This window comes from Streptomyces yunnanensis (assembly GCF_029011865.1).
Classification (GTDB): domain Bacteria; phylum Actinomycetota; class Actinomycetes; order Streptomycetales; family Streptomycetaceae; genus Streptomyces; species Streptomyces yunnanensis.
The window spans coordinates 2,047,549-2,071,064 of the sequence record NZ_CP095749.1 but is presented as its reverse complement, the minus strand read 5'-3'; the positions used below and the strand labels follow the sequence as shown (position 1 = coordinate 2,071,064).

Sequence of the window (23,516 nt, the reverse complement as noted above, 5' to 3'; positions counted from 1 at the left end):
GCCGTCGCGGCCCGGCCGTCACCCGCTCAGGTCGCGCTCGCGCGCTCTCCTGACGCGCCGTCCGTCACGTCGCCGGTCGCGCCGCCGAGCGCGCCGCCGGTCAGGCCCTCGGCCGATCCGTCGCCCAGGCCGAAGGCCGACAGCAGCCGCTCCGCCGCCAGGGTCGCGGTGATCTCGCCCGCGCGGACCGCCCCCTCGACCTCCGGACCCAGCCGACGGACCTCCGGATGCTCCTGGAGGCGGTCGATCAGCCGGTCCCGGACCATCGACCACGTCCAGTCGACCTGCTGGGTGCGGCGCCGCTCGGCGAGCGCGCCGGTGGACTCCAGCAGGGTGCGGTGCTGCTCGATCCGCTCCCACACCGTCTTGAGCCCCGTGCCCTCGCGGGCGCTGCAGGTGAGCACCGGCGGGGTCCAGGCCGCGTCGGCGGGCTGCAACAGCCGCAGGGCGCCGGCGAGTTCACGGGCGGCCGAGCGGGCGTCCCGCTCGTGCGGGCCGTCCGCCTTGTTGACCGACACCAGGTCCGCCAGCTCCAGGACGCCCTTCTTGATGCCCTGGAGCTGGTCCCCGGTGCGGGCCAGCGTCAGCAGCAGGAACGTGTCGACCATGCCCGCGACGGTGGTCTCCGACTGGCCGACGCCGACCGTCTCCACCAGCACCACGTCGTATCCCGCGGCCTCCATCACCACGATCGACTCCCGGGTCGCCCGCGCCACCCCGCCCAGCGTGCCGGACGTGGGGGAGGGGCGGACGAACGCCGCCGGGTCGGTCGCCAGCCGCTCCATCCGGGTCTTGTCGCCGAGGATGGAGCCGCCGGTCCGGCTGGAGGACGGGTCGACGGCCAGCACCGCCACCCGGTGTCCCATCCCGGTCAACAGCGAGCCGAGCGCGTCGATGAAGGTCGACTTGCCGACGCCCGGCACGCCGCTGATGCCCACCCGCCGGGCCGCGCCGGAGTACGGCAGCAGCCGCACCAGCAGCTGCTGGGCCGCCGCCCGGTGATCGGCGCGGGTGGACTCGACCAGGGTGACCGCGCGGGCGATCCAGGCCCGGGAGCCGGCCCGCACCCCCTCGGCGTACCGGTCGACATCGATCCTCGCAGGCATGCCCCTCCGCTCTACAGCTCGTGGCCGAGGACCGACGCCAGGTCCCGCACCAGGTCGTGGGCCGCGTCCGGGATGACCGTGCCGGGCAGGAACACCGCGGCGGCGCCCATGTCCCGCAGCGGCTGGACGTCCTGCGGCGGGATCACCCCGCCGACCACGATGGTGATGTCCTCCCGGTCCTCCGCCGCCAGTGCCTCCCGCAGCGCCGGCACCAGCGTGAGGTGACCGGCCGCCAGCGAGGACACCCCGACGATGTGCACGTCGGCCTCCACCGCCTGCCGGGCCACCTCGGCCGGGGTCTGGAACAGCGGGCCGACGTCGACGTCGAAGCCCAGGTCGGCGAAGGCCGTAGCGATCACCTTCTGGCCGCGGTCATGGCCGTCCTGCCCCATCTTGGCCACCAGGATGCGCGGCCGGCGGCCCTCGGCACGCTCGAACGCGGCCACCAGCTCCCGGGTGCGCTCGACCCCCGACGAGGGTCCCGCTTCGTCTCGGTACACACCGGAGATGGTACGGATCTGGCCCGAGTGGCGGCCGTAGACCTCCTCCAGGGCGTCCGAGATCTCCCCGACGGTCGCCATCGCGCGGGCCGCGTCCACCGCCAGCGCCAGCAGATTGCCCTCAAGCCCCGGCCCTGGCGCGGCCTTCGCCGCCTCGGTCAGCGCCCGCAGCGCCCGCCGGCAGGCGTCCTCGTCGCGCTCCGCCCGCAGCCGCTTGAGCTTGTCGATCTGCTGGGCCCGCACCGCGGAGTTGTCGACCTTGAGGACCTCGATCTCCTCGTCCGTCTCCACCCGGTACTTGTTGACGCCGATCAGCGCCTGCCGCCCGGAGTCGATCCGCGCCTGCGTACGTGCCGCGGCCTCCTCGACGCGCAGCTTGGGGATGCCCGCGTCGATCGCCTTGGCCATGCCGCCGGCCGCCTCGACCTCCTCGATGTGCGCCCAGGCCCGGCGCGCCAGATCGTGGGTGAGCCGCTCGACGTACGCGCTGCCGCCCCACGGGTCGATCACCCGGCAGGTGCCCGACTCCTGCTGGAGGAACAGCTGGGTGTTCCGGGCGATCCGCGCCGAGAAGTCGGTGGGCAGCGCCAGCGCCTCGTCGAGCGCGTTGGTGTGCAGCGACTGGGTGTGGCCCTGGGTCGCGGCCATCGCCTCCACACACGTCCGGGTGACGTTGTTGAACACGTCCTGCGCGGTCAGCGACCAGCCCGAGGTCTGCGAATGGGTGCGCAGCGAGAGGGACTTGGGGTTCTTCGGGTCGAACTGCTTCACCAGTCGCGCCCACAGCAGCCGGGCCGCGCGCAGCTTGGCGATCTCCATGAAGAAGTTCATGCCGATCGCCCAGAAGAAGGAGAGCCGCGGCGCGAAGGAGTCCACGTCCATACCGGCCGCCATGCCCGCCCGCAGGTACTCCACCCCGTCGGCGAGGGTGTACGCCAACTCCAGGTCGGCCGTCGCCCCCGCCTCCTGGATGTGGTAGCCGGAGATCGAGATGGAGTTGTAGCGCGGCATCTTCTGCGAGGTGTACGCGAAGATGTCGGAGATGATCCGCATCGAGGGCTGCGGCGGATAGATGTAGGTGTTGCGGACCATGAACTCCTTGAGGATGTCGTTCTGGATGGTCCCGGCCAGCTTCTCGGGCGGTACGCCCTGCTCCTCGGCGGCCACGATGTAGAGGGCGAGAACGGGCAGCACCGCGCCGTTCATCGTCATCGACACCGTCATCCTGTCCAGCGGGATGCCCTCGAAGAGCTGCCGCATGTCGTAGATCGAGTCGATCGCCACGCCCGCCATGCCGACGTCACCGGTCACCCGCGGGTGGTCGCTGTCGTAGCCGCGGTGCGTGGGCAGGTCGAAGGCGACCGACAGGCCCTTCTGGCCGGCGGCGAGGTTGCGCCGGTAGAAGGCGTTGGACTCCTCGGCGGTGGAGAAGCCCGCGTACTGCCGGATCGTCCAGGGCTGGTTGACGTACATCGTCGGGTACGGGCCGCGCAGATACGGCGCGATGCCCGGGTAGGTGCCCAGGAAGTCCAGGCCGTCGAGGTCGTCCGCGGTGTAGAGCGGCTTGACGTCGATGCCCTCCGGCGTCTCCCAGGTCAGGTCCGTGACGCTCTTGCCGGTCGCCTGCTGGACGGCCTGCGTCCAGCGGTCCCGGTCACCGGACGCCGCCGCCCTGGACGTCTCGCCCAGCTCCACCGTGCTGAAGTCCGGGATGGCGCCCGCCTGTCGTGCCGTCTCCTTCATCCCGCCACCTCCGTGACATCCAGGGCCGAGGACAGCACCCCGGCCGCGTCGCAGCCCGCGAACACGAACGTGTCCACTCCGGCCGCCACGAAATCCTCCCGGTGCTCGCGCGGTTTGCCCGCCAGATACACCCGCACCGCGCCCGCCGACTTCAGCGCCGCGGCCACCTCCGCCGCCTGCTCGGCGTACACCGCGTCACTGGAGCACACCGCGGCGATCCGCGCGCCGCTCGCCGCGAACGCCGCGGCCACCGACTCCGCCGTCACCTGCTCCGCGGTGGTCTCGATGCCGCCCGCCTGGAAGAGGTTGGCGGTGAACGCCACCCGCGCGGTGTGCGCCGCTACCGGGCCCAGCGCGGCCAGGAATGCCGTGGGGCGCGCTCCGTGTGCCGCCAGATGCGCATCGGAACGGGCCCGCAGCGCCTCGAACGCGTCGTCCCGGCGCACCCGCGGCAGCCCCCCGCCGGCCGGTGCCGGGGCCGCCTCGCGCTCCAGCGGCGACTCGGCCAGCTGCGGGAACTCGCTGACACCGGTGATCGGTTCCCGGCGGTGCGCCAGGTCCGCGCTGCGCCGCCGCCAGGTCTCCGCCAGCCGGTCGCCGAGCATCCCGGACCGCAGCGCGGCGACCTGGCCGCCGGCGCCTTCGATCTCCTGGAAGAACGCCCAGCCCGCGCGGGCCAGTTCGGCGGTGAGCTGCTCGACGTACCAGGAGCCGCCCGCCGGGTCGATCACCTTCGCCAGATGCGACTCCTCCAGCAGCACCGACTGGGTGTTCCGGGCGATCCGCCGGGCGAACGCGTCCGGCAGGCCCAGCGCCGCGTCGAACGGCAGCACCGTCACCGCGTCCGCGCCGCCCAGGCCGGCGGACAGCCCGGCGACCGTGGTGCGCAGCATGTTCACCCACGGGTCCCGACGGGACATCATGACCGTCGAGGTGACCGCGTGTTGGCGCTGCGCGGCGGCGGCCGGCGACACCCCGCAGACCTCGGCGACCCGGGCCCACAGCAGCCGGGCGGCACGCAGCTTGGCGATGGTCAGGAACTGGTCGGCGGTGGCGGCGTACCGGAACTCCAGCTGCCGGCAGGCCGCGTCGATGCCCAGGCCCCGCCCGTCCGCGGTCAGTTCCCGCAGATAGCCCACTCCGGTGGCCAGCGAGGCGCCCAACTCCTCGGCCGCCGAGCCGCCCGCCTCGTGGTACGGCAGGGCGTCGACGGTCACCGCGCGGATCCGCGGTGCGCTCTCCTCGGCCCAGCCGGCCAGGTGGGCGGCGGCCGCCAGTCCGTCGGCCAGCCCGCGGTCGTCGCCGGTCCGGGCGAGCACGCCCAGCGGGTCCGCGCCCAGCGCGCCCGCCGTCTCGGCCAGCGCCACCCCGGACTCCTGGTAGAGCCGCCGCAACTCCGCTGCCGCCGCCGGGAATTCCGCACCCGCGTCCAGGACCACCGGCGCCAGGTCCAGATACACGCCCTGGAGCGCCTGGGCCAGACCGGACACCGGGACGCCGCCGTCACCGACGGTCAGCCATACGGAGGTGACCCCGTTCTCCAGGTCGGCGAGCACCGCCTCGTTGACCCGCCGGGGATCGGTGCCCGCGTGCCGCTGGCGCACGTCCCACCCCGAGCCGGCCGTGCCCTCCGGCCGGCCCGCCCTTATGAACGGCGGGAAACCGGGCAGGCCCGCGGCCGGTGGCGCGTCCTGTGCGGCATAGAGCGGTCGGACGCGGATCCCGTCCTGGAGATCCGTGGCGAGCGCGTCCTCGGCGGCGGCACCGGTGGCCTCGGAGGCGCCCGACTTGCGGAGCACCCCTTCGACGAGGCGCTGCCACTGCTCGCGCTCGGCCGCCGGGAAGGCGGCGGCCAGGGGGAGTTCGGGGGACTCGGCGGTCATGGCAGCAGGCTAGGCGAGCGACCGTCGGCCGGAGCAGGGGGCAAGGCTGTGACCTTGCCCTCGTTGAGCCGGCCGCCGAACGCCATGAACAGGGCGAACCCGCCCCGGACGGGCGATGGCCGCTCCGCCTGCCGCTCCCGAGACGGCGCCGTCCGCCGCGCTACGGTGGCCCGGCACCCCACCGAGGAGCGGCATGCGCCACCCGCCGATCACCCGCACCACGCTCGCCGCCGGCCTGCTGGCCCTCCTGCTCCTGACCGCCGTGGCCGCCCTCCTGGCGCCGGCGCCGCCCCACGGCACCGACGACCACGCCGCCTGCACGGGCCGCACCCCCGCCTCCTGGACCACCGACCCGGCGACCACCACGGCGTTCGCCCGCTACGGCGACGACGACTCCCGCGGCGACGACTGGACCGGCGGCGACGGCACCCACTCGGTGCGCCTTCCGGACGGCCGGACGCTCTGGCTGTTCTCCGACACCTTCCTCGACCGGGTCCACCCACCGCCCAACCCCCAGGGCGCGCCCTACCGTTGGCGCACCACCGACGCCGGCGGCACGCCGTTCCTACGGCACAATTCCCTCGTTCTGATGAACTCCTCGGGCACGCCGGAGCGCACCCTGACCGGCGGCACCCCCGCCGCCCCCGGGCCGTTCTTCCCCGACCCGCCCGGCGGCGGCTGGCGCTGGCCGGTCCACGCGACCGTCGAACCGCGCGCCCCCGGCTCACCGGACCGGGTCGTCCGGGTGCTGCTGTGGAACCGCGTCCCCGGCACCGGCGCGTGGATCTTCGGCGTGCCCCGCGGCACCGAGGTCGCCACCCTCTCCCTGCCCGACCTCCGGCTGGAGTCCCTCACCCCGGTCGCCGACCGCAGCGCGGTCGCCGACCCGGGCCGAGCCGTCCTCTACGGCACCGCGCTGGTCCGTGACGGTGCCTGGAACTACGTCTTCGGCGGTGACGACCCGCCCTCGTCCCCGGCCGACAGCGGCTATCTGGCCCGGGTCCCGGTCGGTCGGCTCGCGGACCGGGCGGCCTGGCGGTTCTGGGACGGCGCCCACTGGCAGCCGGACGCCGGGCGGGCCGCGCCGGTCCTGCGCGGCGGCGGCCGGCGCGGCGTCGGCAGCGCCTTCACCGTCGTCCGCGCGGCCGGGGGCACCTGGGTGCTGCTCACCATGGACACCGCGGGCGGCGCCGGACTGCGGACGATCACCGGCTATTGGGCCTGCTCGCCCCAGGGCCCCTGGCACGGCCCGACCGGCCGGATCACCCCGCCGCGCCCGGCCGGCCCCGACCCCGACCACCTCGCGGTCTACAACCCGCAGGCACACCCGGAGTTCACCACCGACGCCGGGCTGCTGCTCAGCTACGACGTCAACTGGCTCGGCCCGCCCGGCGCCCCCGCCGACCCGGTGGTCAACGGCGACGTGGAGCTGTACCGACCGCGGTTCCTACGGGTCCGGCTGGCGCCGACCGGGCCCTGACGCGCCGCGCGCCGGAGCTCAACTCCCGTGCCGCGCCCGCCAGATGCGGGCCTGCTCCTCGATGTCGAACGGGACGAGGTTCAGCGGCGGGCCCTCGGGCGGTGCGGCCAGCGCCGCCCGGATCCGGTCGTTGATCTCCGTCAGGATGCGGCGCAGCGCGGCCTCGCTCGGCGCCTCCGCGGCGGCCTTGAGCGCCTCCTCGGCCTCCTTGCGCAGGGCGAGGGTGGGCGGGAGGAAGGAGAGCTGTTCCCGGCTCATCTTCTCCTTGATCCACCAGGTCTCGTCGTACGGCCGGTCGAGATGGGGGAGGGGCTTGCCGAAGCCCGGCAGGCGCTCGAAGCCGCCGCGCTCGTCCGACTCACGGATCTGCTTGTCGACCCAGCTCTCGAAGCTGACGCCGGGGGGTTTGCGCTCGGTCATCGTGGGATTCTCCCGAGGTGCGGTCCGGACGGTCCTCGCTCCTTCACCGTAACGCACGCTCCCCGTCCGGCCCGGGCCCGGACGGACGGGGAGCGGCCGGTCAGTCGCCCGCGCCGGCGCTGTCGTTCGCGCCGGTCGGGGTCGGCTGGACCAGGGGGAAGGCGTTGTTGCCGCCGCAGACCATGGGTCCGACCCGGACGCCGTCGCCGACCAGGGTGACCGTGACCTGCCCCGGCGGCTTGTCGCCGGGGACCCGGGCGTTGGCCGCGGTGCACACCAGCTGGTTCAGCGAGGCCGGGTCCACCAGCTTGGCGTTGACCGGCAGGGTGATCGCGACCCGCCCTGGCCCGGACGTCGCGGTGAGCGGACCGGGGAACTTCGGCACCACGCTGGACAGCCCGCGCATCCGCTCGGCGTGGTTCGGCCCCTGCACCAGCAGGTTGATCGCTTCCTGCGGGTCCAACGGCTCCTTCGCCGGGCGGGTCGCCGGATGGAGCCCGTCCGGGCCGTAGAAGAACAACTGCACATCGGCCGGGGGCTTGCCCGGGGCCCGCACCCCGGTCGCCGGCTCACCGGCGTCGATCACATCGGTGGGCTCGATGCCGCAGCCGGCCAGCGTCGCGGTGAGCACCCCGGCCAGGGTGCCCAGCGCGGCCCGGCGGCCGGGGCGGCGGACGGCGGTACGGCGGGCGGCCGGACCGTGCGCGGTCGGACGTCGGTTGATCATGCGGCGTCGTGCCCCTTCCCGGCGGCGGGCTGCCCGGCGGGCTCGTCGTCGGCCCCGCCGGCCGGCGCCTCCTCCTGCCGCAGCGGCAGTTCCACGGTGAACACCGCGCCGCCCTCGGGGGAGTTGGCGGCGCGCAGGGTGCCGCCGTGCAGCCGGACGTTCTCCTGCGCGATGGCCAGCCCCAGCCCGCTGCCCTCGGAGCGGGCGCGGGCCGAGTCCGCCTTGTAGAAGCGGTCGAAGACGTGCGGCAGCACCTCGGGGTCTATCCCCGGACCGCTGTCGCGGATCTCGATCAGCACCGTGGCGTCGCCGGGCTCCGGCGCACGCAGCACCACCCGCACCGGCTCGCCGCCGTGGTGCAGGGCGTTGCCCACGAGGTTGGCCACCACCACGTCCAGCCGGCGCGGGTCGAGCCGGACCCGGACGTCGTCCGGCAGGTCCGCGGTCACCCGCTGCTGCCAGGCGCGGGCCTGGAGGGTCTTGCGGATCGTCTCGGCGACGTCGACCTCGTCCAGGTGGAGCGCGGCGGCGCCCGCGTCGAACCGCGAGACCTCCATCAGGTCTTCCACCATCCGCGCCAGCTTCCCGGTCTCCTGGCTGATCAGCCGGACCGCGGAGGCGGTGTCCGGGTCGAGCGAGTCGGCGTCCTCGTCCAGCACGTCGGTGACCGCGGACATCGCGGCCAGCGGCGTCCGCAGCTCGTGCGAGACGTCGGCCGCGAACCGTCGGGAGTTGGCCTCCATCCGGCGCAGCTCCGCCATGCTCTCCTCCAGTTTCGCCGCCATCTCGTTGAACGTCCGCGAAAGATCGGCGAGTTCGTCGGCACCCTTGAACTCCAGCCGGGTGTCCAGCTTGCCCTCGGCGATCCGCCCGGCGGCCTGCCGCAGCCCCCGGACCGGCCGCAGCACCCCGCGCGCCGCGAACAGCGGCAGGATCACCGCCAGCGCGAAGGCCGGCAGCGCCCCGCCACGCGCGGCGCTCACCAGCGCCTCGACGTTGGCCTCCTCGGCGCGCAGCGGCAGCTGTGCGTAGACCGTCAGCGCGGACGGCCGGCCGTCGCTCTGCCGCACCGGCATCCCGATCAGCAGCCAGGGCGCGCCGTCCCGCTCGATCCGCTGGAAGGCCGGCACCCGGCGCTTCTCCACCGACGCCTTGAAGTCGGCCGGCACCGTCATGTCGCGCCGCAGCCCGCCCTCGTCGTCGTCCGGGACGCCGTTGTAGTGCACCGAGACGTCCCAGTCCCGGGACTTGCCGGAGCGTTCCAGCTTCACCCGGAAGAAGTCCAGGTCGGACCGGGACGGCGGCACCGCCAGCTCCGGGGCCAGCGAATTGACCTGGGCCCGCAGGTCGTTGACGGCGGTGTCCTGGGACCGCTGGAGGATGGCGTTCCGGGCCTCGCGATAGGTCAGCCCGGCGGTGGTCAGCGCACTGACCGCGGCCACCAGCAAGAACGCCACCACGAGCCGGGCGCGCAGTCCGCGCACCGCGGAGACGCCCGGCACCAGGCGGCGGAGGCGGCTCACAGCGGTCCGAAGCGGTAACCGAAGCCGCGCACGGTCTGGACGTACCGGGGGCTGCGCGGGGTGTCCTCTATCTTCGTCCGCAGCCGCATCACACAGGCGTCCACCAGCCGCGCGTCGCCGTGGTAGCTGTGCTCCCAGACGTGCTCCAGCAGCTGCTGCCGGCTGAAGACCTGGCCCGGGGTGGCGGACAGGAACAGCAGCAGCTTCATCTCGGACGGCGCCAGCGCCAGGTCCTGACCGGCCTTGCTGACGACCAGACCGGCCCGGTCGATGGCCAGTTCGCCGTAGGTCTCCACGGGCGCGGGCCCCGGCTCGGTGGCCGGGGCGCCGTCGGTGGGCAGCGCGGTGCGCCGCAGCACCGCCCGGATCCGCGCCTCCAGGACCTCGCCACGGGCCGGTTTGACGATGTAGTCGTCGGCCCCGGCCTCCAGCCCGAGGACCACGTCGAGATCGTCGCCGCGGGCGGTGAGCATGATGATCGGCAACTGTCGCTCGGCGCGGATCAGCCGGCAGATCTCGAAGCCGTCCTTGCCGGGCAGCATCAGATCCAGCAGCACGATGTCGGGGCGGAAGGACGGCAGGGTCGCCAGTCCCTCCTCGCCGCTGGCCGCGGCCGCGACGTCATGGCCGCGCCGCCGCAGCGCCAGGGACACTCCGTCCCGGACGGCGGCGTCGTCCTCGATCAGCAGTACACGTGGCATGGGTCCAGTATCAATAAGTTTCATGATGGATCCGTAACAGGAGCATCCTGTCCCGAGTCCTGTGCATCTGTGGGGGTGCAGGCGGCGTCCGTGTAAAGGGGCACACCAAGTCGCCGGCACGTATACAGCAGAGCACACGAGGGGCGGGATTGACATGGCAGGGCGCTTCGGCACGGGACGACGCTTCGGGATCGAGGGCGGGATCATCGGCGTGGCCACCGCGGCGGTGGCGTCATTGGCGGTCGTGGGAGCGTTCGCCCTCCTCCAACCCAGCGCCGAGGCGGACACCGTCAGCCCGGACCGCAAGCCGGCCCAGCCGCCGCGCAGCGCCCCGGTCGACCCGTCCATCGTGCACGCCTCCGACCGCCCGGGCCGCAGCCTGAACATCACCATCGACGACGGACCGGACCCCGTCTGGACCCCGAAGGTCCTGGAGGTCCTGAAGGAGAACGGCGTCAAGGCGACCTTCTGCATGATCGGTCCGCAGGCCGCGGCGCACCCCGCCCTGGTCAAGAAAGTGGTGGCCGACGGCCACAAGCTGTGCGACCACACCGTGAACCACAACACCGCCATGGACCACCGCTCCGAGGACTACCAGTCCCGGCAGATCCTCGACGCCCAGAAGATGATCGAGGACGCGGCGGGCGGCGCCAAGGTCGAGTACTACCGTGCCCCCGGCGGCGCCTTCACCCCCTACAGCCGCAAGCTCGCCGCCGAGCGCGGCATGCGCCCGCTGGGCTGGAACGTCGACAGCAAGGACTTTGAGGGCGGCTCCGTCGCGCAGATCGAATCGACCGTCCGCGGCGAACTCCGCAACGGCCCCACCGTCCTCTTCCACGACGGCGGCGGCAACCGCGCCCGCACGGTGGAGTCGCTGCGGCAACTGCTGCCGTGGATGAAGCAGCAGGGCTACGGCTTCGGCTTCCCGCAGCGGTAGGGCGGTCCGTGCTCTGACGCACGCCCCATACAGCCGAACGGGCCGGTCACCACCGGCCCGTTCGTCGTCTTCCGTCCCGCGTCGCCCGCGCGGTGCCGCTCCGCCTCACGCGGCGCCGAACAGCTCCGCCAGCTCGTGCTCCACGCCCAGGTGCTCGTGCTCGCGCCCGGCCGGCACCGCCTCGTACGAGCGGGCCAGGAACTGCCGGACCTCCGCGGTCCGCAACTGGACCATGGCGATGCCCTCGTCGGCGTGGAACTCCATCACCGTGCGCTCCGGACCCGAGGGCCGCACCCGTACGTCGCCCCGCCCGACGGCTTCGTGCAGCCCCTCGGCGAGCAGGTCTCGGGCGAACGCCCAGTCCACCGCAGCCCCGTCGAGCGAGATCTCCGGCGGGAAGGTCATCCGCACCGCCAGCGGATCGGTCCGCTGGTAGCGGAGTACCGCGGGCACCGCATGACCGACCGACGTCGCGAGGAGACGGACCTGGACGGCTTGGTCGATGGCGGCGTGCATCGCGGCGGCTCCCTCACGACGTGGTCGGCCCGCGGGGCGCGGGCGCGGTCATCCTGTAGGACGGTCGGCCCGGCCCCGCCGTGCATGCGCCGGGGGTGTGATATGCGTCATGTCGCCGCCGTCGGGCCGCCGTTCCGCGCCGGGTGGGTGAGGAATTCGTCCAGGATGCCCGGAGTGGCCGTCGCCGCGAACGCGGGCGCGAGGCCCTCGGCGAGGTCCGGGATGCGATAGCCCTCCTCGCCCGCCGCCACCGCCGCGGTGAGCGTCACCAGCCCGGCCCGCCGGGTGAACGGCGACGTGCTGAACGTCCAGGCGGCGACGGCCTCGCGCCGCAGGGCCAGGGTGTCCCGGCTGAACGTGCCCGAGCGGGCGACCAGATGCTCGCCGACGATCCCGTGCCCCAGATTCCGATACGCGTCCCGGGCCAGCCACAGCACCACCGGCGTGGTGACCACCGCATAGATCCACGCGGCGTGCAGCAGCACGGGGGTGAACGCCGCCCCCAGCCCGGCCAGCAGCGCGGTGCCCGGCAGCACCGCGAACAGCAGCCCGCGCACCCGTCGCCGGCGCAACGCGACCCGCGGATGCCGGGCCAGGTGCCGCCCCTGAAGATCCTGACGATCCGTCACTGACGCGTCAGGGAAGGGGGATTGCAGCGTCCCGCCGGCCACACGGACCGCCTCCCGCCGGGGCGCCGGCGGGAGCAGCCCGCTGCGCTTGCGGTTCTCCTCCTTGTTGCCCAGGCCGCTCGCCACCGCGCGCACCAACGCCCCGCCGCCGGCCCGCAGCAGCAGCGGCTCGCGCAGGACCACCCCGCGCAGCCGGGCGCGCTCGATGGTCACCGAGCGGGTGGTCAGCAGCCCCCGGTGCACCCGCAGGGTGCCGGCGTCGGCCCACTCCAGGCGGTAGTTCCACCAGTTCTCGACGTAGAGGACGACCGCGCCGACCGAGCCGAGCGCGATCACCGCGAGCAGCGCCGCGGGGACGGTCAGCCAGAGCATCCCGTTGCCGAACTCCTCGAACGCCCGCCGGACGAAGCCGATCTTCCAGGGCTCGATACCGATCTCGTGCAGCGCCCGATAGACCGAACCGCCCGCGACGAACACCCCACCGACGACCCAGAAGGTGAGCGGCGCATACCGCAGCCAGCGCCAGCTGATCCGCGCCAGCACCGGGTCCTCGGCGACCGCCCCGGTGGCCGCGCGGGCCAGCAGCTCCGCACGCAGCCGCTCGCCCTCGGCCACCGGGAGGGCCTCCAGCGACAGTTCGCCGCCGCCCTCCCCGGAGCCCGCGGTGCCGGCCCGCAGGACCGTGACGCCCAGCAGCCGGTGCAGCGGCGACGCCGTCAGGTCGACGGTGCGGATCCGGTGCAGCGGCACGCTCCGCGACCGCCGGGTGACCAGCCCGCTCCGCACCTCCAGGTTCTCGCCGGTGACCCGGAAGTCGGTGCGCGCCCAGCGGATCCACCCGGCCGTGGTGACCACGGCGAACACGGCGGCGACCGCGGCGAGGGTGAGCCATGCGCCGCCGGTGATCCGGCCGCCGGTGGCCAGCGCGGTCAGCGCCAACGAGCCGAGCGGCGCGCCCAGCCAACCGCAGTGCACCAGCAGGGTGCGGGGGCTCAGCCGCCGCCACTCGGGCGCGGCGTGCGGCGCGGGGGTCGGCGCGCCGCTGCCTGCGGTGTCGTTCCAGGGGGTGCTCATTAGAGGACCATCCCTTCTGCAGCCCTCATGGGTAGGGTTGTGACCTCTCGGTCCCGGCGGGGTACGGCCAGTGGTGCGAGCCGTTGGACGGCCAGCATGAGTTCCGCCGGCCCTGCCGGGCCCGAGGCCGTCTGATCGGCTTCAGGGACACGCCCCGCAGAGGGCCGATTAATGAGCTCCCGGCAGACGTCCTCACCACCGAGCAGGTGCTCCGCGCACGACACTGGAGTACTTCTTTCGTGTTCATCGGATGGGACTGGGCGACCGAGACCCACGACGTGACCGTCATGGACCACCTCGGCGCCCGCGTGGACCGGTGGGAACTGGCACACACCGAGGAAGGCATCACCAAGACGCTGGCCCGCCTGGCCCGATACGGGGCTCCGGCGGATCTTCCGGTGGCCATCGAGACCACCCGCGGCCTGGTCGTCGACCGGCTGCTGGCCGCCGGTCACCCGGTGGTGCCGGTGCACCCGAACGCCTTCCACGCGATGCGGCCGCGCTGGGGTGCCGCCAAGGCCAAGACGGACGCGGGCGACAGCATGAAACTCGCCGACTACCTGCGCACCGACGGGCACTTCCTGCCCCGCCTGGAGCCCACCGACCAGGCCACGCTGGACCTGCAGGCGCTCACCCGCCAGCGCGCCGACCACATCGAGGCCAAGGTCGCCGCCGTCAACCAGCTCGCCGCGTCGCTGGACGCCCACTGGCCCGGCGGAAAGGCCGTCTTCTACGAACTCGACAGCGACATCGCCCTGGCCTTCCTGGAGCGTTACCCCACCCCGGCCGCCGCCTCCAAGCTCACCGCCGGACGGCTTCAAGCCTGGTGCAAACGCCATGGCTACTCCGGCAACAAGCCCGGCAGCTTCCTCATCGAGCGTCTGCGTTCGGCACCCTCGGCTGCGTCCCGGCTCAGCCCGGCCGCCGTCGAACAGCTCATCCGCATCCAGGTCCAGCTCGTCCAGGGCACCCGTGCCACCCTCCGCGCGCTGGACAAGGCCATCACCGAGGCCGTCAAGGCCCACCCCTACGCACCGCTGTTCGCGACCATGCCGCGGATCGGCAAAATCAACCTCGCCCAGATCATCGGCGAACTCGGCCCGATCCTCGAACGCTCCCAGACCTGCGAGCAGTTCATCGCCGAAGCCGGAGTCGTCCCGGTCACGAAAGCCTCCGGCAAGTCCCGCACCGTCGCCTTCCGCTACGCGACCAACCGCCGCGCACGCCTGGCCGTCACGACGTTCGCCGACAACAGCAGACACGGCAGCGACTGGGCTGCGAAGATCTACACCGACGCCAGGACCCGCAAGAAGCGACACCCCCACGCCATCCGCATCCTGGCCCGCGCCTGGCTCCGCGTGATCTGGGCCTGCTGGCGCGACGGAGCCTGCTACGACCCCGCCACTCACCAAGCCAACGGGAAGATCAACACGAGTGCCGACACACCCGTCGCGGCATAGAGGTTGACTCAGGAAACTCATGCGGCATCCCCCGGCACGTCCTGGGCGACCTCGCCGATCCGCCGGGACAGCTCATCGGCGTCCGCGTCCGACAGGCCGGCGATCTTGATGTCGCCGGCGGTCGAGGCGGTGGTCACGGTCACCGTCGCCAGTCCGTACCGCCGCTGGATCGGCCCGCGCACGGTGTCCACCGTCTGCACCCGGGACAGCGGCGCGATCCGCCGCTTCTGCCAGAACCAGCCGCCCGCCGCGTAGACCGCGCGCTCGCCCAGCTCCCAGGCGTGCACCGCGTACCGCATCCGGGGCATGGCCACGAGGTAGCCGATCGCGGGCAGGACCAGGACGACCAGCAGCAGCGGCCCCAGCCACGGCAGTGCCCCCGGGAAGAACAGGAGCGACAGCGCCGCCAGGACCAGCGCGGTCAGCAGCATCGGGCCGCTGAGCGTGAGCAGTGCCTGGAGCCGCCACCAGGCGCGGGCGCGGGGATCGACGCGGTGGCGCGGCGGGCGGAGGAGCGGTGCGGCGTGCTCGGGCATGAGGAGTCACCGTTTTCCAAGTCAAACGTATTGTGTGGCGGTACGTTATAACGGTACGGGCGACTTGTAAAAGTCGGCCGGTGGCAAAGAGCAGGCAGTGCGGAAGAAACAGGCAGTGCGGAAGAAAGGGGTCGCCCGTGCCCAAGAAGGTGGATCACGAAGCCAGACGCCAGGAGATCTCCGCGGCGCTCTGGCGGCTCGCGAACACCCGGGGCGTGGACGGGGTCAGCCTGCGCGATGTCGCCGCCGAGGCCGGCATCTCGCTCGGCCGGATCCAGCACTACTTCCGCAACAAGGACGAGTTGCTGCTCTTCGCTCTCAGGTACATCAACCGCAAGGCCACCGAACGCATCGGGGAGCGCATCCGTGCCCTGGAGGAGGCCCCCACGCCGCGTACGGTGCTCCGGGCCTGCTGCGCCGGGATGCTGCCCCTGGACGCGGAGAGCCGCGCCGCCCTGCTGGTCGCCGCCGCCTACTACTCCCGTGCGGTCCACGACCCCGCCCTGGGGGCGGAGGCCCGGGACGGTATCCCCAAGCTCCGCGACTTCTTCGTCGACCAGCTGAGGCTGGCCGCCGAGCACGGCGACATCCCGCCCGAGCGCGCCACCGAGGACGAGGCCATGCTGCTGATCGCCCTCGCCGACGGCCTGGCCTCCTACGTCCTGCTGGGCGTCCACGGCCCGGAGCAGGCGCTGGCCGTGCTGGACCGGCAGCTGGACAACCTGTTCGGGGCGCGGGGCGGCACCGGGGGCGGCGCGGGGAGCGGAAGCGCCGTCGACGCTGACGGCGGTACCGGCGTGGATGGTGGTGTCGGCGTCGGTCGTGGTGTCGGTGCCGGTCGTGGTGTCGGCGGCGACGCCGAGTGAGGGCGGTGGAGCGGCAGGGCTCCGCTGCCGATCGGGTCTGACGCGCGGCCCAGTTGGTCGGTATGGGCCCCTCGGCCGCCTTTCCGCGCTTTCCCGCCATCGTGCTCGGCCCGCTCGCGGGGTCTGCCATCCTGTCGTCCGACCGTCGCGCAGGACCTGCCCCGCCACCCCCCCGGCGGGCGCTTCCGCGCGTCACCAGCATGACCAAGGGGAGGCGGCAATGCCGTACATCGGGGAGACCTGGCGGGTGGAACGGGGAGCCGACGTGGTCGGCGAGATCACCGTCACGGAGGCGGACTTCCCCTGGTTGAACGGCCGCTTCACCCCCGGCCCGGCCTTCGCCGAACTGCGGCCGCACTTCGTCCGCGAGCTGGCGCTCATCGACACCGTCGACGACGACCTGGCCGCCTGGGAGGACGCCTACGCCCGCGCCAGCGACGGCGTCCGGCTGATCGCGCCGGACGGCCCGGTGGCGGAGTTCCTGTTGCACATCGAGGACGACGCGGCGTGGTTCCGCTGGAGCGACGAGCCGTTCCCGGTGGAATGACGCGCTGTTCCCCGGCGGGAGGGGCAGCGGGGTGAGCCGATTCAGTCCAACAGGCTCGCCAGCCGCCCCTCCAGCACCACCAGCAACTCGCCCAGCGCCACGGACAGTTCCTCCTGCCGCTGTTCGCCGATGCCCTCCAACAGTGCCGCCTCGTAGCGCAGTTGCTCGGGCAGCACCCGGTCGATGGTCGCCCGCCCCTCCTCCGTGAGCGAGAGGTGGGCGACCCGGCGGTCCCGGTCGTCCGGCCGGCGGCTGATCAGCCCGCGCTCCTCCAGCTGTCGGACGCGCTTGGTGACCGCCGCCCCTGAGGCGAAGGTCTCCCGCGCCACCCGGCCGGGGGTCAGCTCGCGGTCCATCCGGCGCAGGGTGCCCAGGATGTCGAACTCGGGCCGGGTCAGCCCCGCTCGTCGCAGCGGCGCGTCGGCGGCCTGCTGGAGCAGCGCGGAACAGCGGTTGAGCCGCCCGATCACCGCCATCGGGCCGGTGTCCAGCCCGGGGTGCACCTGCTGCCACTGGCGCAGCACCCCCGCGACGATGTCCTCGGTCACCCGCACTCTCCTCTCGGCCCCGTCCGGCCGGCCGGCATCCCGGTCGCCCACGACCTCATTGTGCCTGCCCAGGGCCGTTCCGAGGGGCACGTCAGGCGGCCAGTGCGGGCGCCGCCAGCCGCCGTACCAGGACCGCCAGCGTGCGGTGCCCCTGTTGCTCGGCGCGGGCGATCCGCTCCTCGGGGAGCGCCCGCTGCCACCACTCACCCGCCGCCACCTCGACGGCTTCCCGCAGCTCGACCAGGGCCCCAGCGAGCGCCTCACGCGCCCAACCGGCCTCGCGCGCCCAACCAGTCCCGTCGGCCCCGTCCGGCCGGTCTGCTCCGTCCGTCCCGAGCGTGCCCTCGCGCGCTGCGCCCGGCCCGTCCGCGTCGGCGCGCTGCCCGCCCGTCGTGTGCGCTCCGGTGTGCTCCCCGGCCGACCCGGACGGCGCCGCCGGCCCGTCCGCCAGCAGCCGGGTCGCCGCGGCCTCGGCCTCCGCGACCCGTTCCAGGGCCCGATCGATCTGATCGGACGCCCGCCGGTTGGTGACCAGTACGCAGCAGACCAGCCCGACCGCCGCACCCACCACGGTGTCCAGCCAGCGGTCGGCGATCAGCGTGCCGGCCGCCAGCGGCCGGCCGAACTCGGTCAGCAGCAGCGCCATCGGGGTCACCCACACCGAACCGAGCCAGTAGTTCCGGCTGATCATGGCCTCCGCGCCGAGCTGGAACGCCAGCGCCAGCACGATCATCGCGAGGTGCCCGGTGCGGAACACCGGCAGCAGCGCGGTGAACAGCGCCAGCCCCAGGAGGTTCCCGAGGGTGCGCTGGAAGGCCCGCTGCCAGGAGAGCGTGGTGTTGGCCTGGTAGATCGACGCCGCGGTCACCACGGCCCAGTAGGGATGCCCGACCCCCACCGCCATCGAGACCCAGCCCGCCAGGACGCAGCCGACCGCGACCCGCGCCCCGATGGGCAACAGCGGCGAACCGGGCCGGAGCCGTCCCACCACCGCCCGTACACCCCGCGGCCGTCCCGGTGCCGGACGCCGCAGCCCGCTCGGGTCCACGGCCGACCGACCGGCACGGCGCCCGCCGGCCGTACGGGGCCGGGGCTCCCCGCCGCCGGCTCGCAGGGCCAGGCCCGGCTCCCGCGCCACTCCGAACTCCCATGCCACCCCGGCCAGTTCCTCGGCCTCCGCAGTGGTCGGCGCCACCTCGGGCAGGGGGCGCCCGGTCCGCAGCTCCCGCGCCCAACCGCCGAGCTGATCGGCCTCCGCCGTCGCATCCCGCGGGACACCGCCGAGTGCCGACTCCGCCCGCACCAGCAGTCGCTCCAGCCCCGCCCGTGCCGCCGCGGCCTCCGGCGTACGGGCCGGGACCAGGAACAGCGCGTGCCAGGCGGCGTTCACCGCCGCCGCGGTGGCGTGCCGGGCATGCGCCACCCCGGCCGGCTCCGTCACCCGGGCCGGTTCCGCACCCCCGGCCGGTGGCGCGGCGCCGGCTACCGCCCGTGCCCGCAGCAGTCCGGCGGCGGCCTCCAGGGCCCGCGCGGTCGCGATCCGCTCCGGCCCCCGCGGCCGCACCAGGGCCGGCGCCATGCACACCAACCAGGCGAACGCTCCGGTGGCCAGGGCCAGTCCGGTGTGCGGCAGCACCTCCGCCGGCCGCTGCGGCACGAAGAACGCCGAGGCCGCGATGAACGTCAGGATCAGATTTCCCGGCGGCCCGATCCGCGCCGCATCGCACACCATCTTGTGCACCGCGGCGAGCAGTGAGGCCAGCACCACCAGCACCGCGGCCGAGGTCACCAGCGACGCCGCGGTCAGCGCGACGGCCAGGCTGGCCACCATCCCAAGCACCACCCACGGCAGCGTCCTGGCCCGCGCCGCATACGGCAGGCCGTGCGCGTACAGGGCGCACATCGCGCCGGCGGAGGTGTAGAGGACCAGGTCGAGTCGCCCCAGCCCGAGCAGCACCAGATCGGGGACGCCCAGGGCCACCACGGCGCTCAGCGCCGGCTTGTGCCAGATGTCGACGGGCCGCCGCAGCCGCACCGTGCTCCGGACCGGCAGCGGCCGGAACCGCACCGCGGTCGCCCCGCCCGGCGCCCCGGCGGTCGTCCGCTGTGCCTTCGACCGCCCCGTGGACCTGACGTGCTTGGCGTGCTTCCCCATGCAAAAACTTTAGCAGGTGTTTTACTCATAAAGTTTATGGGTCGGATCACCCCGCCGGCACGCGACAATGTCCACGTGCCAACCGCCAAGAACGCCAAAGACACCAAGGGCCCCGCGACCACCAAGGGTGCGAAGAGCGCACCGGGCGCACGCAGCGCGGGGCGCGCGACGAGCCCCAAGAGTGCGGGGAAGGTGGAGCCGACCACCGCCCCCGCTTCGCCGGACCGCCGGCGTGAACTCCTGGACACCGCGGCGGAGGTGTTCGCCGCGCAGGGCTACAACGCGACCACGGTCCGGCAGATCGCGGACGCGGCCGGGATGCTGGCGGGCAGCCTCTACTACCACTTCGATTCCAAGGAATCGATGGTCGACGAGATCCTCGCGGCGTTCCTGGACGAGCTGTGGGCGGGTTACGACGCGGTGCTGGAGGCGGGCCTGGGGCCGCGGGAGACCATCGAGGCGCTGGTCACCGAGTCCTTCCGGGAGATCGACCGGCACCGTGCCGCGGTCGCGATCTACCAGAAGGAGGCCCGGTACCTCGCCACCCAGCCGCGCTTCGGCTATCTCACCGAATCCCGGCGGAAGTTCGAGCGGGCCTGGCTCGGCACGCTGGAGCGCGGCGTGGCCGAGGGCGTCTTCCGCGCCGACCTCGACCTCCGGCTGGCCTACCGCTTCCTCCGCGACACGGTCTGGGTCGCCGCGAGCTGGTACCGACCGGAGGGCCGGCACAGCCCCGAGGAGATCGCCCGCCAATACCTGGCCATGGTGCTGGACGGCATCGCACTCCCGTCCTGACGCCGGACGGGACGCCTGCCGCACGCCCCGTGGATCCGCGAGCGACGCCCGTCAGCAGGCCACGTTCTTGACGTACAGGGCCCGCGGCCCGGCGGTCGTGCCGTACCGCACGTCCTTCGTCGCGCCCTTGGGGAGCCGGCCCTGCGGATCCGCCTGGTGCGGGATGACGATGGTGTAGCAGGCCGGCCGCTGGGCGCACAGGTTCGTCAGCCGGACGTACCGCTGCCCGCCCTGGCTGAAGAACTCGCGCACCTTCACGCACCGCGGCACCTGGTCGGCCGCCGCCTGCGTCGCCGTGGCCAGCGTCAACGAGGCGCCCGCCACCGCGCCCGCCACCGCTATCGACATGATCTTCCGCATCTGTTTTCCCCCGTTCACGGCGCGGTGGCGGTCCGTCGACCGGTCCTCGTCCGGCGACCGGTCGATCGCCCCGCCCCAGCGCGCCCGCGGTCTTCTTCGCGACCCTCGCCGCGCGGCTGTCGTTGCTTGCGGGCCTTGCTCGGCCCCGCCCCATTCTCCACACCCGCCCCCTGGATTTCAGCCCCGAGCCGCTGCCTGGAGCTCGTCCACCCGTAGATAGGCCAGGGCCCGTCGTGTGAGTTCTGCCATATCGCCGGGTTCGTCCTGCCATGCCCAGTGCTCCATGGCGACCGAGAGCGCATCGATCAACGCGCAGGCCAGCAGCCGGACTTCCATGCTGTGCTCGGTGGCCCCGGTGCGCGCCGCGAGCACCGGGACCAGCTGGTCCTGCATGTCGCGCCCCGCGGCCAGCCATCGTGTCCGGATCGCCGGCACGCTGCTCATGACGCGGATCAGCCGCCGGGCCTTGTCCGGGTCGGCCAGCCGCCGCGCCGACGCCGGGGCGTCGAACGCGGCCCGTACCGCGCTGGTCAGCGGCTCGTCCACGGGCCGGCCGGTGAGCTGCTCGACGAGCACCCCCACGCTGGAGGTCAGCACCGGCGTGAGCGCGTCCTCCTTGGCCGCGCAGTAGCGGTAGAAGGTGCGCAGTGAAATGCCCGCCGCCGACGCGATGTCCTCGACGGTCGTCGCCTCGTACCCGCGCTCGGAGAAGAGGGCGGCCGCGGTCTCGGCGATCTCCATCCGGGTCTCCTGCCGCCGCCGCTCCGTCAACGAGGGTCTGCCCCGCACTGTCGTCATCCGTCCCTCCGTCCCGCCCGCTCCCCATGGCCGCTTGCTCCGACCCGCTGCCCGGCTCCACATATTGTCACGAACAAGCCCCTTGGCGCGTCATGCCAAAAAAGATATGTTGGCCCCGCTTCCGCTCCCGCTCCACCTGCCGCACCCCGCCCGTCCGTCCGCACCCTCCGCCCGCACGACGTCCCGCCCGCCCGCACGAGCCCGACGCCCACACCCCCGAGGGAGCGGGCTCGAAGACGCGAGTCCACCGCCGCGAGTCCGAACGCCAGGGCCCGACGGCGAGAGCCCGACGGCCAACGTCCGAGGGTGGGGAGTTCGAAGGCGACGGTCCGAAGGTGGGAGCCCGAAGGTGAACGTCCGCACACGACGGACCGCTTTTGACGGTCCGTGCATGAGGGACCGAAGGAGCCGCCCATGCCTCGCCGCACCTACCTCCTCACCGGCGCCGCCTCCGGCATAGGTCGGGCCACCGCGGCCCGGCTCCGCGACGACGGCCACACCGTGCTCGGCGCCGATCTCCAGGGCGCCGAGATCACGGCCGATCTCGCCACCCCCGCCGGTCGCGCCGAACTGACCGAGCGTGCCCACGAGTTGACCGACGGACGGCTGGACGCCGTGATCGCCTGTGCCGGACTCGCCCACTTCCGCCCCCTCACCCTCCAGGTCAACTATTTCGGCGCGGTCGCCACCCTTGAAGGACTGCGCCCCCTGCTCGCCGCGGGCAGTGATCCCCGCGCCGTCCTCGTCTCCTCCGTCGCCGCCGTCCACCCGCCGGACCCGGCCATCGTCGATGCCGCACTGGCCGGTGACGAGGACGCGGCCGTCGCCGCCGCCCAGGCCGCCATCGACCGGGGCGAGGGCCACACCGTCTACGGCTCCTCCAAGCACGCCATCGCCCGCTGGCTGCGCCGCACCGCCATCACCGACGACTGGGCGGGCGCCGGCATCCCGCTCAACGCCGTCGCTCCCGGCACGGTCGTCACGCCGATGACCGCACCGCTGCTCGGTGACGCGGCGATGCGCGAGGTCGTGGACGCCAGCGTGCCGATGCCGCTGCACGGCCATGCCCGCCCCGAGCAGATCGCCCCCCTCCTCGCCTGGCTCGCCTCCCCGGACAACACCCACGTCACCGGCCAGATCCTCTTCGCCGACGGCGGCGCCGACGCCACCCTCCGCGGCGACACGGCCTGGTGAGGCGGTCTGGTGCGGCGGTCTGGTGGAGCGGTCTGATGAAGCTGCGTGGTGGCGCAGGCCCGACGGCGCGACCTGGTGGCCGGGCCTGGTGTCCCGGCCTGATGGCGCGATCTGGTGATGGTGACCCGGTCCGGTGACGCGCCGGCGGCCGGCGGCGCCCGACGGCTGCCGGCACGCCGCGGTCAGTCGTTCCCGGACGGGCGGGCCGCCACCACCTTCAGCCCGCGCTCCGTGAACTCCCTGCGGGTCTCCTCCGCCACCGCAGCGTCGGTGATGAGGGTGTCGAAGACATCCGCGTCACCGACCCTGGCGAAGCACCGCTCACCGATCTTCGACGAGTCCGCGACCACCACGGCCCGCCGGGCGCGCTCGGCCATGAGCCGGTTGATCCGGGCCTCCGCTTCGTCGTGCACCGTGGCCCCCATCACCGGATCCACGCCGTTGGCCCCGATGAACGCGATGTCGATGGAGATCTGCTGGAGCACCAACTCGCTGAACGGACCCACCAGTTCATAGGAACGGGAGTGCGCCACACCGCCCGTGAGCACGATCTTGATCTGCGGCCGGACGGCCAGCTCATTGGCGATGTTCAGCGAGTTGGTGACGATGGTGAGGTCCGGTTGCGGACCCGCCTCGGCGAAGTCCGTCCGGGTGGCGAGCACCCGCGCGATCGCCGTGGTCGTCGTCCCGCCGCTGAGCCCGACCACGTCCCCGCGCTCCACCAGCCGCGCGGCCGCCTTCGCCACCGCCTCCTTCTCCGTCGAACGGTGTCCCTGCTTGTACCGGATGGGAAGGTCGTAGGCCACCGAGCTCAGCACCGCCCCGCCCCGGGTGCGGACCAGCAACTGCTGCTCGGCGAGGGCATCCATGTCGCGCCGCATCGTGGCGGCCGAGACCTCCAGCTCGGCCGCCGCCTCCTCGACATCCACCCGGCCCCGATCCCCGAGCAGCTCGAGCAGTGCGTTCATTCGTTCATGGCGCTTCATGGCGCGAGCCTAATTCGTTTTCCCGCAGGCAG

General features: G+C 73.4%; 22 protein-coding genes. 7 read left to right on the top strand and 15 right to left on the bottom strand.

The features are described from left to right. Positions 1 to 26 precede the first annotated feature (26 nt). The 3 genes from meaB to MOV08_RS09090 are packed head-to-tail and all read right to left on the bottom strand — an operon-like array spanning position 27 to position 5,232. A complete protein-coding gene (meaB, locus tag MOV08_RS09100) occupies positions 27 to 1,106 on the bottom strand; it encodes a methylmalonyl Co-A mutase-associated GTPase MeaB (RefSeq protein ID WP_275306965.1) in 1,080 nt (359 codons plus the stop codon). Positions 1,107 to 1,117: 11 nt separating this feature from the next. Then, positions 1,118 to 3,349, bottom strand: coding sequence for a methylmalonyl-CoA mutase (gene scpA, locus MOV08_RS09095; protein WP_275306964.1), 2,232 nt, complete (start codon positions 3,347 to 3,349; stop codon positions 1,118 to 1,120). Continuing rightward, on the bottom strand, positions 3,346 to 5,232 hold the full coding sequence (locus MOV08_RS09090) for a methylmalonyl-CoA mutase subunit beta (protein ID WP_275306963.1): 1,887 nt from the start codon (positions 5,230 to 5,232) through the stop codon (positions 3,346 to 3,348). The genes scpA and MOV08_RS09090 overlap by 4 nt, the downstream gene beginning before the upstream one ends. A gap of 193 nt (positions 5,233 to 5,425) precedes the next feature. On the opposite strand from MOV08_RS09090, the gene MOV08_RS09085 reads away from it, so the two are divergent. Then, positions 5,426 to 6,712, top strand: coding sequence for a DUF4185 domain-containing protein (locus MOV08_RS09085; protein WP_275306962.1), 1,287 nt, complete (start codon positions 5,426 to 5,428; stop codon positions 6,710 to 6,712). Between the two features lie 18 nt (positions 6,713 to 6,730). On the opposite strand, the gene MOV08_RS09080 is transcribed toward MOV08_RS09085, so the two are convergent. From MOV08_RS09080 to MOV08_RS09065, 4 genes are all read right to left on the bottom strand, one after another. Beyond that, positions 6,731 to 7,132 carry a DnaJ family domain-containing protein gene (locus MOV08_RS09080; protein WP_275306961.1) on the bottom strand — a complete coding sequence of 134 codons (402 nt, stop codon included), beginning with the start codon at positions 7,130 to 7,132 and terminating at the stop codon, positions 6,731 to 6,733. A gap of 100 nt (positions 7,133 to 7,232) precedes the next feature. After that, on the bottom strand, positions 7,233 to 7,859 hold the full coding sequence (locus MOV08_RS09075; RefSeq protein WP_275306960.1) for a hypothetical protein: 627 nt from the start codon (positions 7,857 to 7,859) through the stop codon (positions 7,233 to 7,235). Next, entirely contained in the window at positions 7,856 to 9,382 is a 1,527-nt protein-coding gene (locus MOV08_RS09070; protein ID WP_039630904.1) for a sensor histidine kinase, read from the bottom strand. The genes MOV08_RS09075 and MOV08_RS09070 overlap by 4 nt, the downstream gene beginning before the upstream one ends. Further along, a complete protein-coding gene (locus MOV08_RS09065) occupies positions 9,379 to 10,083 on the bottom strand; it encodes a response regulator transcription factor (RefSeq protein ID WP_039630901.1) in 705 nt (234 codons plus the stop codon). Before MOV08_RS09065 ends, MOV08_RS09070 begins: the two co-directional genes overlap by 4 nt. Positions 10,084 to 10,237: 154 nt before the next feature. Between MOV08_RS09065 and MOV08_RS09060 the strand changes: the two genes are divergently transcribed. After that, positions 10,238 to 11,020, top strand: coding sequence for a polysaccharide deacetylase family protein (locus tag MOV08_RS09060; protein ID WP_039630899.1), 783 nt, complete (start codon positions 10,238 to 10,240; stop codon positions 11,018 to 11,020). Between the two features lie 105 nt (positions 11,021 to 11,125). Here the strand turns inward: MOV08_RS09060 and ssgD are convergent, their stop codons facing one another. Continuing rightward, entirely contained in the window at positions 11,126 to 11,536 is a 411-nt protein-coding gene (ssgD, locus tag MOV08_RS09055) for a spore wall synthesis regulator SsgD (RefSeq protein WP_039630897.1), read from the bottom strand. Positions 11,537 to 11,643: 107 nt separating this feature from the next. Next, positions 11,644 to 13,239, bottom strand: a complete 1,596-nt coding sequence (locus MOV08_RS09050) for a PH domain-containing protein (RefSeq protein WP_275306959.1) — start codon at positions 13,237 to 13,239, stop codon at positions 11,644 to 11,646. Between the two features lie 239 nt (positions 13,240 to 13,478). Between MOV08_RS09050 and MOV08_RS09045 the strand changes: the two genes are divergently transcribed. Continuing rightward, entirely contained in the window at positions 13,479 to 14,699 is a 1,221-nt protein-coding gene (locus tag MOV08_RS09045; RefSeq protein WP_052286520.1) for an IS110 family RNA-guided transposase, read from the top strand. Between the two features lie 17 nt (positions 14,700 to 14,716). Here MOV08_RS09045 and MOV08_RS09040 read toward each other — a convergent pair whose 3' ends face one another. Continuing rightward, complete coding sequence (locus tag MOV08_RS09040; protein WP_275306958.1) at positions 14,717 to 15,235, bottom strand: PH domain-containing protein; 519 nt, start codon at positions 15,233 to 15,235, stop codon at positions 14,717 to 14,719. A gap of 137 nt (positions 15,236 to 15,372) precedes the next feature. Between MOV08_RS09040 and MOV08_RS09035 the strand changes: the two genes are divergently transcribed. Then, entirely contained in the window at positions 15,373 to 16,101 is a 729-nt protein-coding gene (locus MOV08_RS09035; protein WP_275306957.1) for a TetR/AcrR family transcriptional regulator, read from the top strand. 220 nt (positions 16,102 to 16,321) lie between these two features. Next, the gene (locus tag MOV08_RS09030; RefSeq protein WP_039630887.1) at positions 16,322 to 16,648 is read left to right on the top strand and encodes a hypothetical protein; all 327 of its coding nucleotides are present in this window, start codon (positions 16,322 to 16,324) and stop codon (positions 16,646 to 16,648) included. Between the two features lie 41 nt (positions 16,649 to 16,689). Here the strand turns inward: MOV08_RS09030 and MOV08_RS09025 are convergent, their stop codons facing one another. Then, positions 16,690 to 17,196 carry a MarR family winged helix-turn-helix transcriptional regulator gene (locus MOV08_RS09025; protein ID WP_039630885.1) on the bottom strand — a complete coding sequence of 169 codons (507 nt, stop codon included), beginning with the start codon at positions 17,194 to 17,196 and terminating at the stop codon, positions 16,690 to 16,692. 91 nt (positions 17,197 to 17,287) lie between these two features. Further along, on the bottom strand, positions 17,288 to 19,264 hold the full coding sequence (locus tag MOV08_RS09020) for an FUSC family protein (RefSeq protein ID WP_275311738.1): 1,977 nt from the start codon (positions 19,262 to 19,264) through the stop codon (positions 17,288 to 17,290). 123 nt (positions 19,265 to 19,387) lie between these two features. Here MOV08_RS09020 and MOV08_RS09015 point away from each other — a divergent pair, with 123 nt between their 5' ends. After that, a complete protein-coding gene (locus MOV08_RS09015; RefSeq protein ID WP_275306956.1) occupies positions 19,388 to 20,146 on the top strand; it encodes a TetR/AcrR family transcriptional regulator in 759 nt (252 codons plus the stop codon). A gap of 51 nt (positions 20,147 to 20,197) precedes the next feature. Here MOV08_RS09015 and MOV08_RS09010 read toward each other — a convergent pair whose 3' ends face one another. Both MOV08_RS09010 and MOV08_RS09005 read right to left on the bottom strand, forming a co-directional pair. Further along, complete coding sequence (locus tag MOV08_RS09010) at positions 20,198 to 20,506, bottom strand: hypothetical protein (RefSeq protein WP_039630883.1); 309 nt, start codon at positions 20,504 to 20,506, stop codon at positions 20,198 to 20,200. Between the two features lie 177 nt (positions 20,507 to 20,683). Continuing rightward, entirely contained in the window at positions 20,684 to 21,304 is a 621-nt protein-coding gene (locus MOV08_RS09005; RefSeq protein WP_275306955.1) for a TetR/AcrR family transcriptional regulator, read from the bottom strand. A gap of 414 nt (positions 21,305 to 21,718) precedes the next feature. Between MOV08_RS09005 and MOV08_RS09000 the strand changes: the two genes are divergently transcribed. Further along, positions 21,719 to 22,498, top strand: coding sequence for an SDR family oxidoreductase (locus MOV08_RS09000; RefSeq protein ID WP_275306954.1), 780 nt, complete (start codon positions 21,719 to 21,721; stop codon positions 22,496 to 22,498). 182 nt (positions 22,499 to 22,680) lie between these two features. Here MOV08_RS09000 and MOV08_RS08995 read toward each other — a convergent pair whose 3' ends face one another. Next, positions 22,681 to 23,484 carry a DeoR/GlpR family DNA-binding transcription regulator gene (locus tag MOV08_RS08995; protein ID WP_039630878.1) on the bottom strand — a complete coding sequence of 268 codons (804 nt, stop codon included), beginning with the start codon at positions 23,482 to 23,484 and terminating at the stop codon, positions 22,681 to 22,683. Positions 23,485 to 23,516 lie beyond the last annotated feature (32 nt).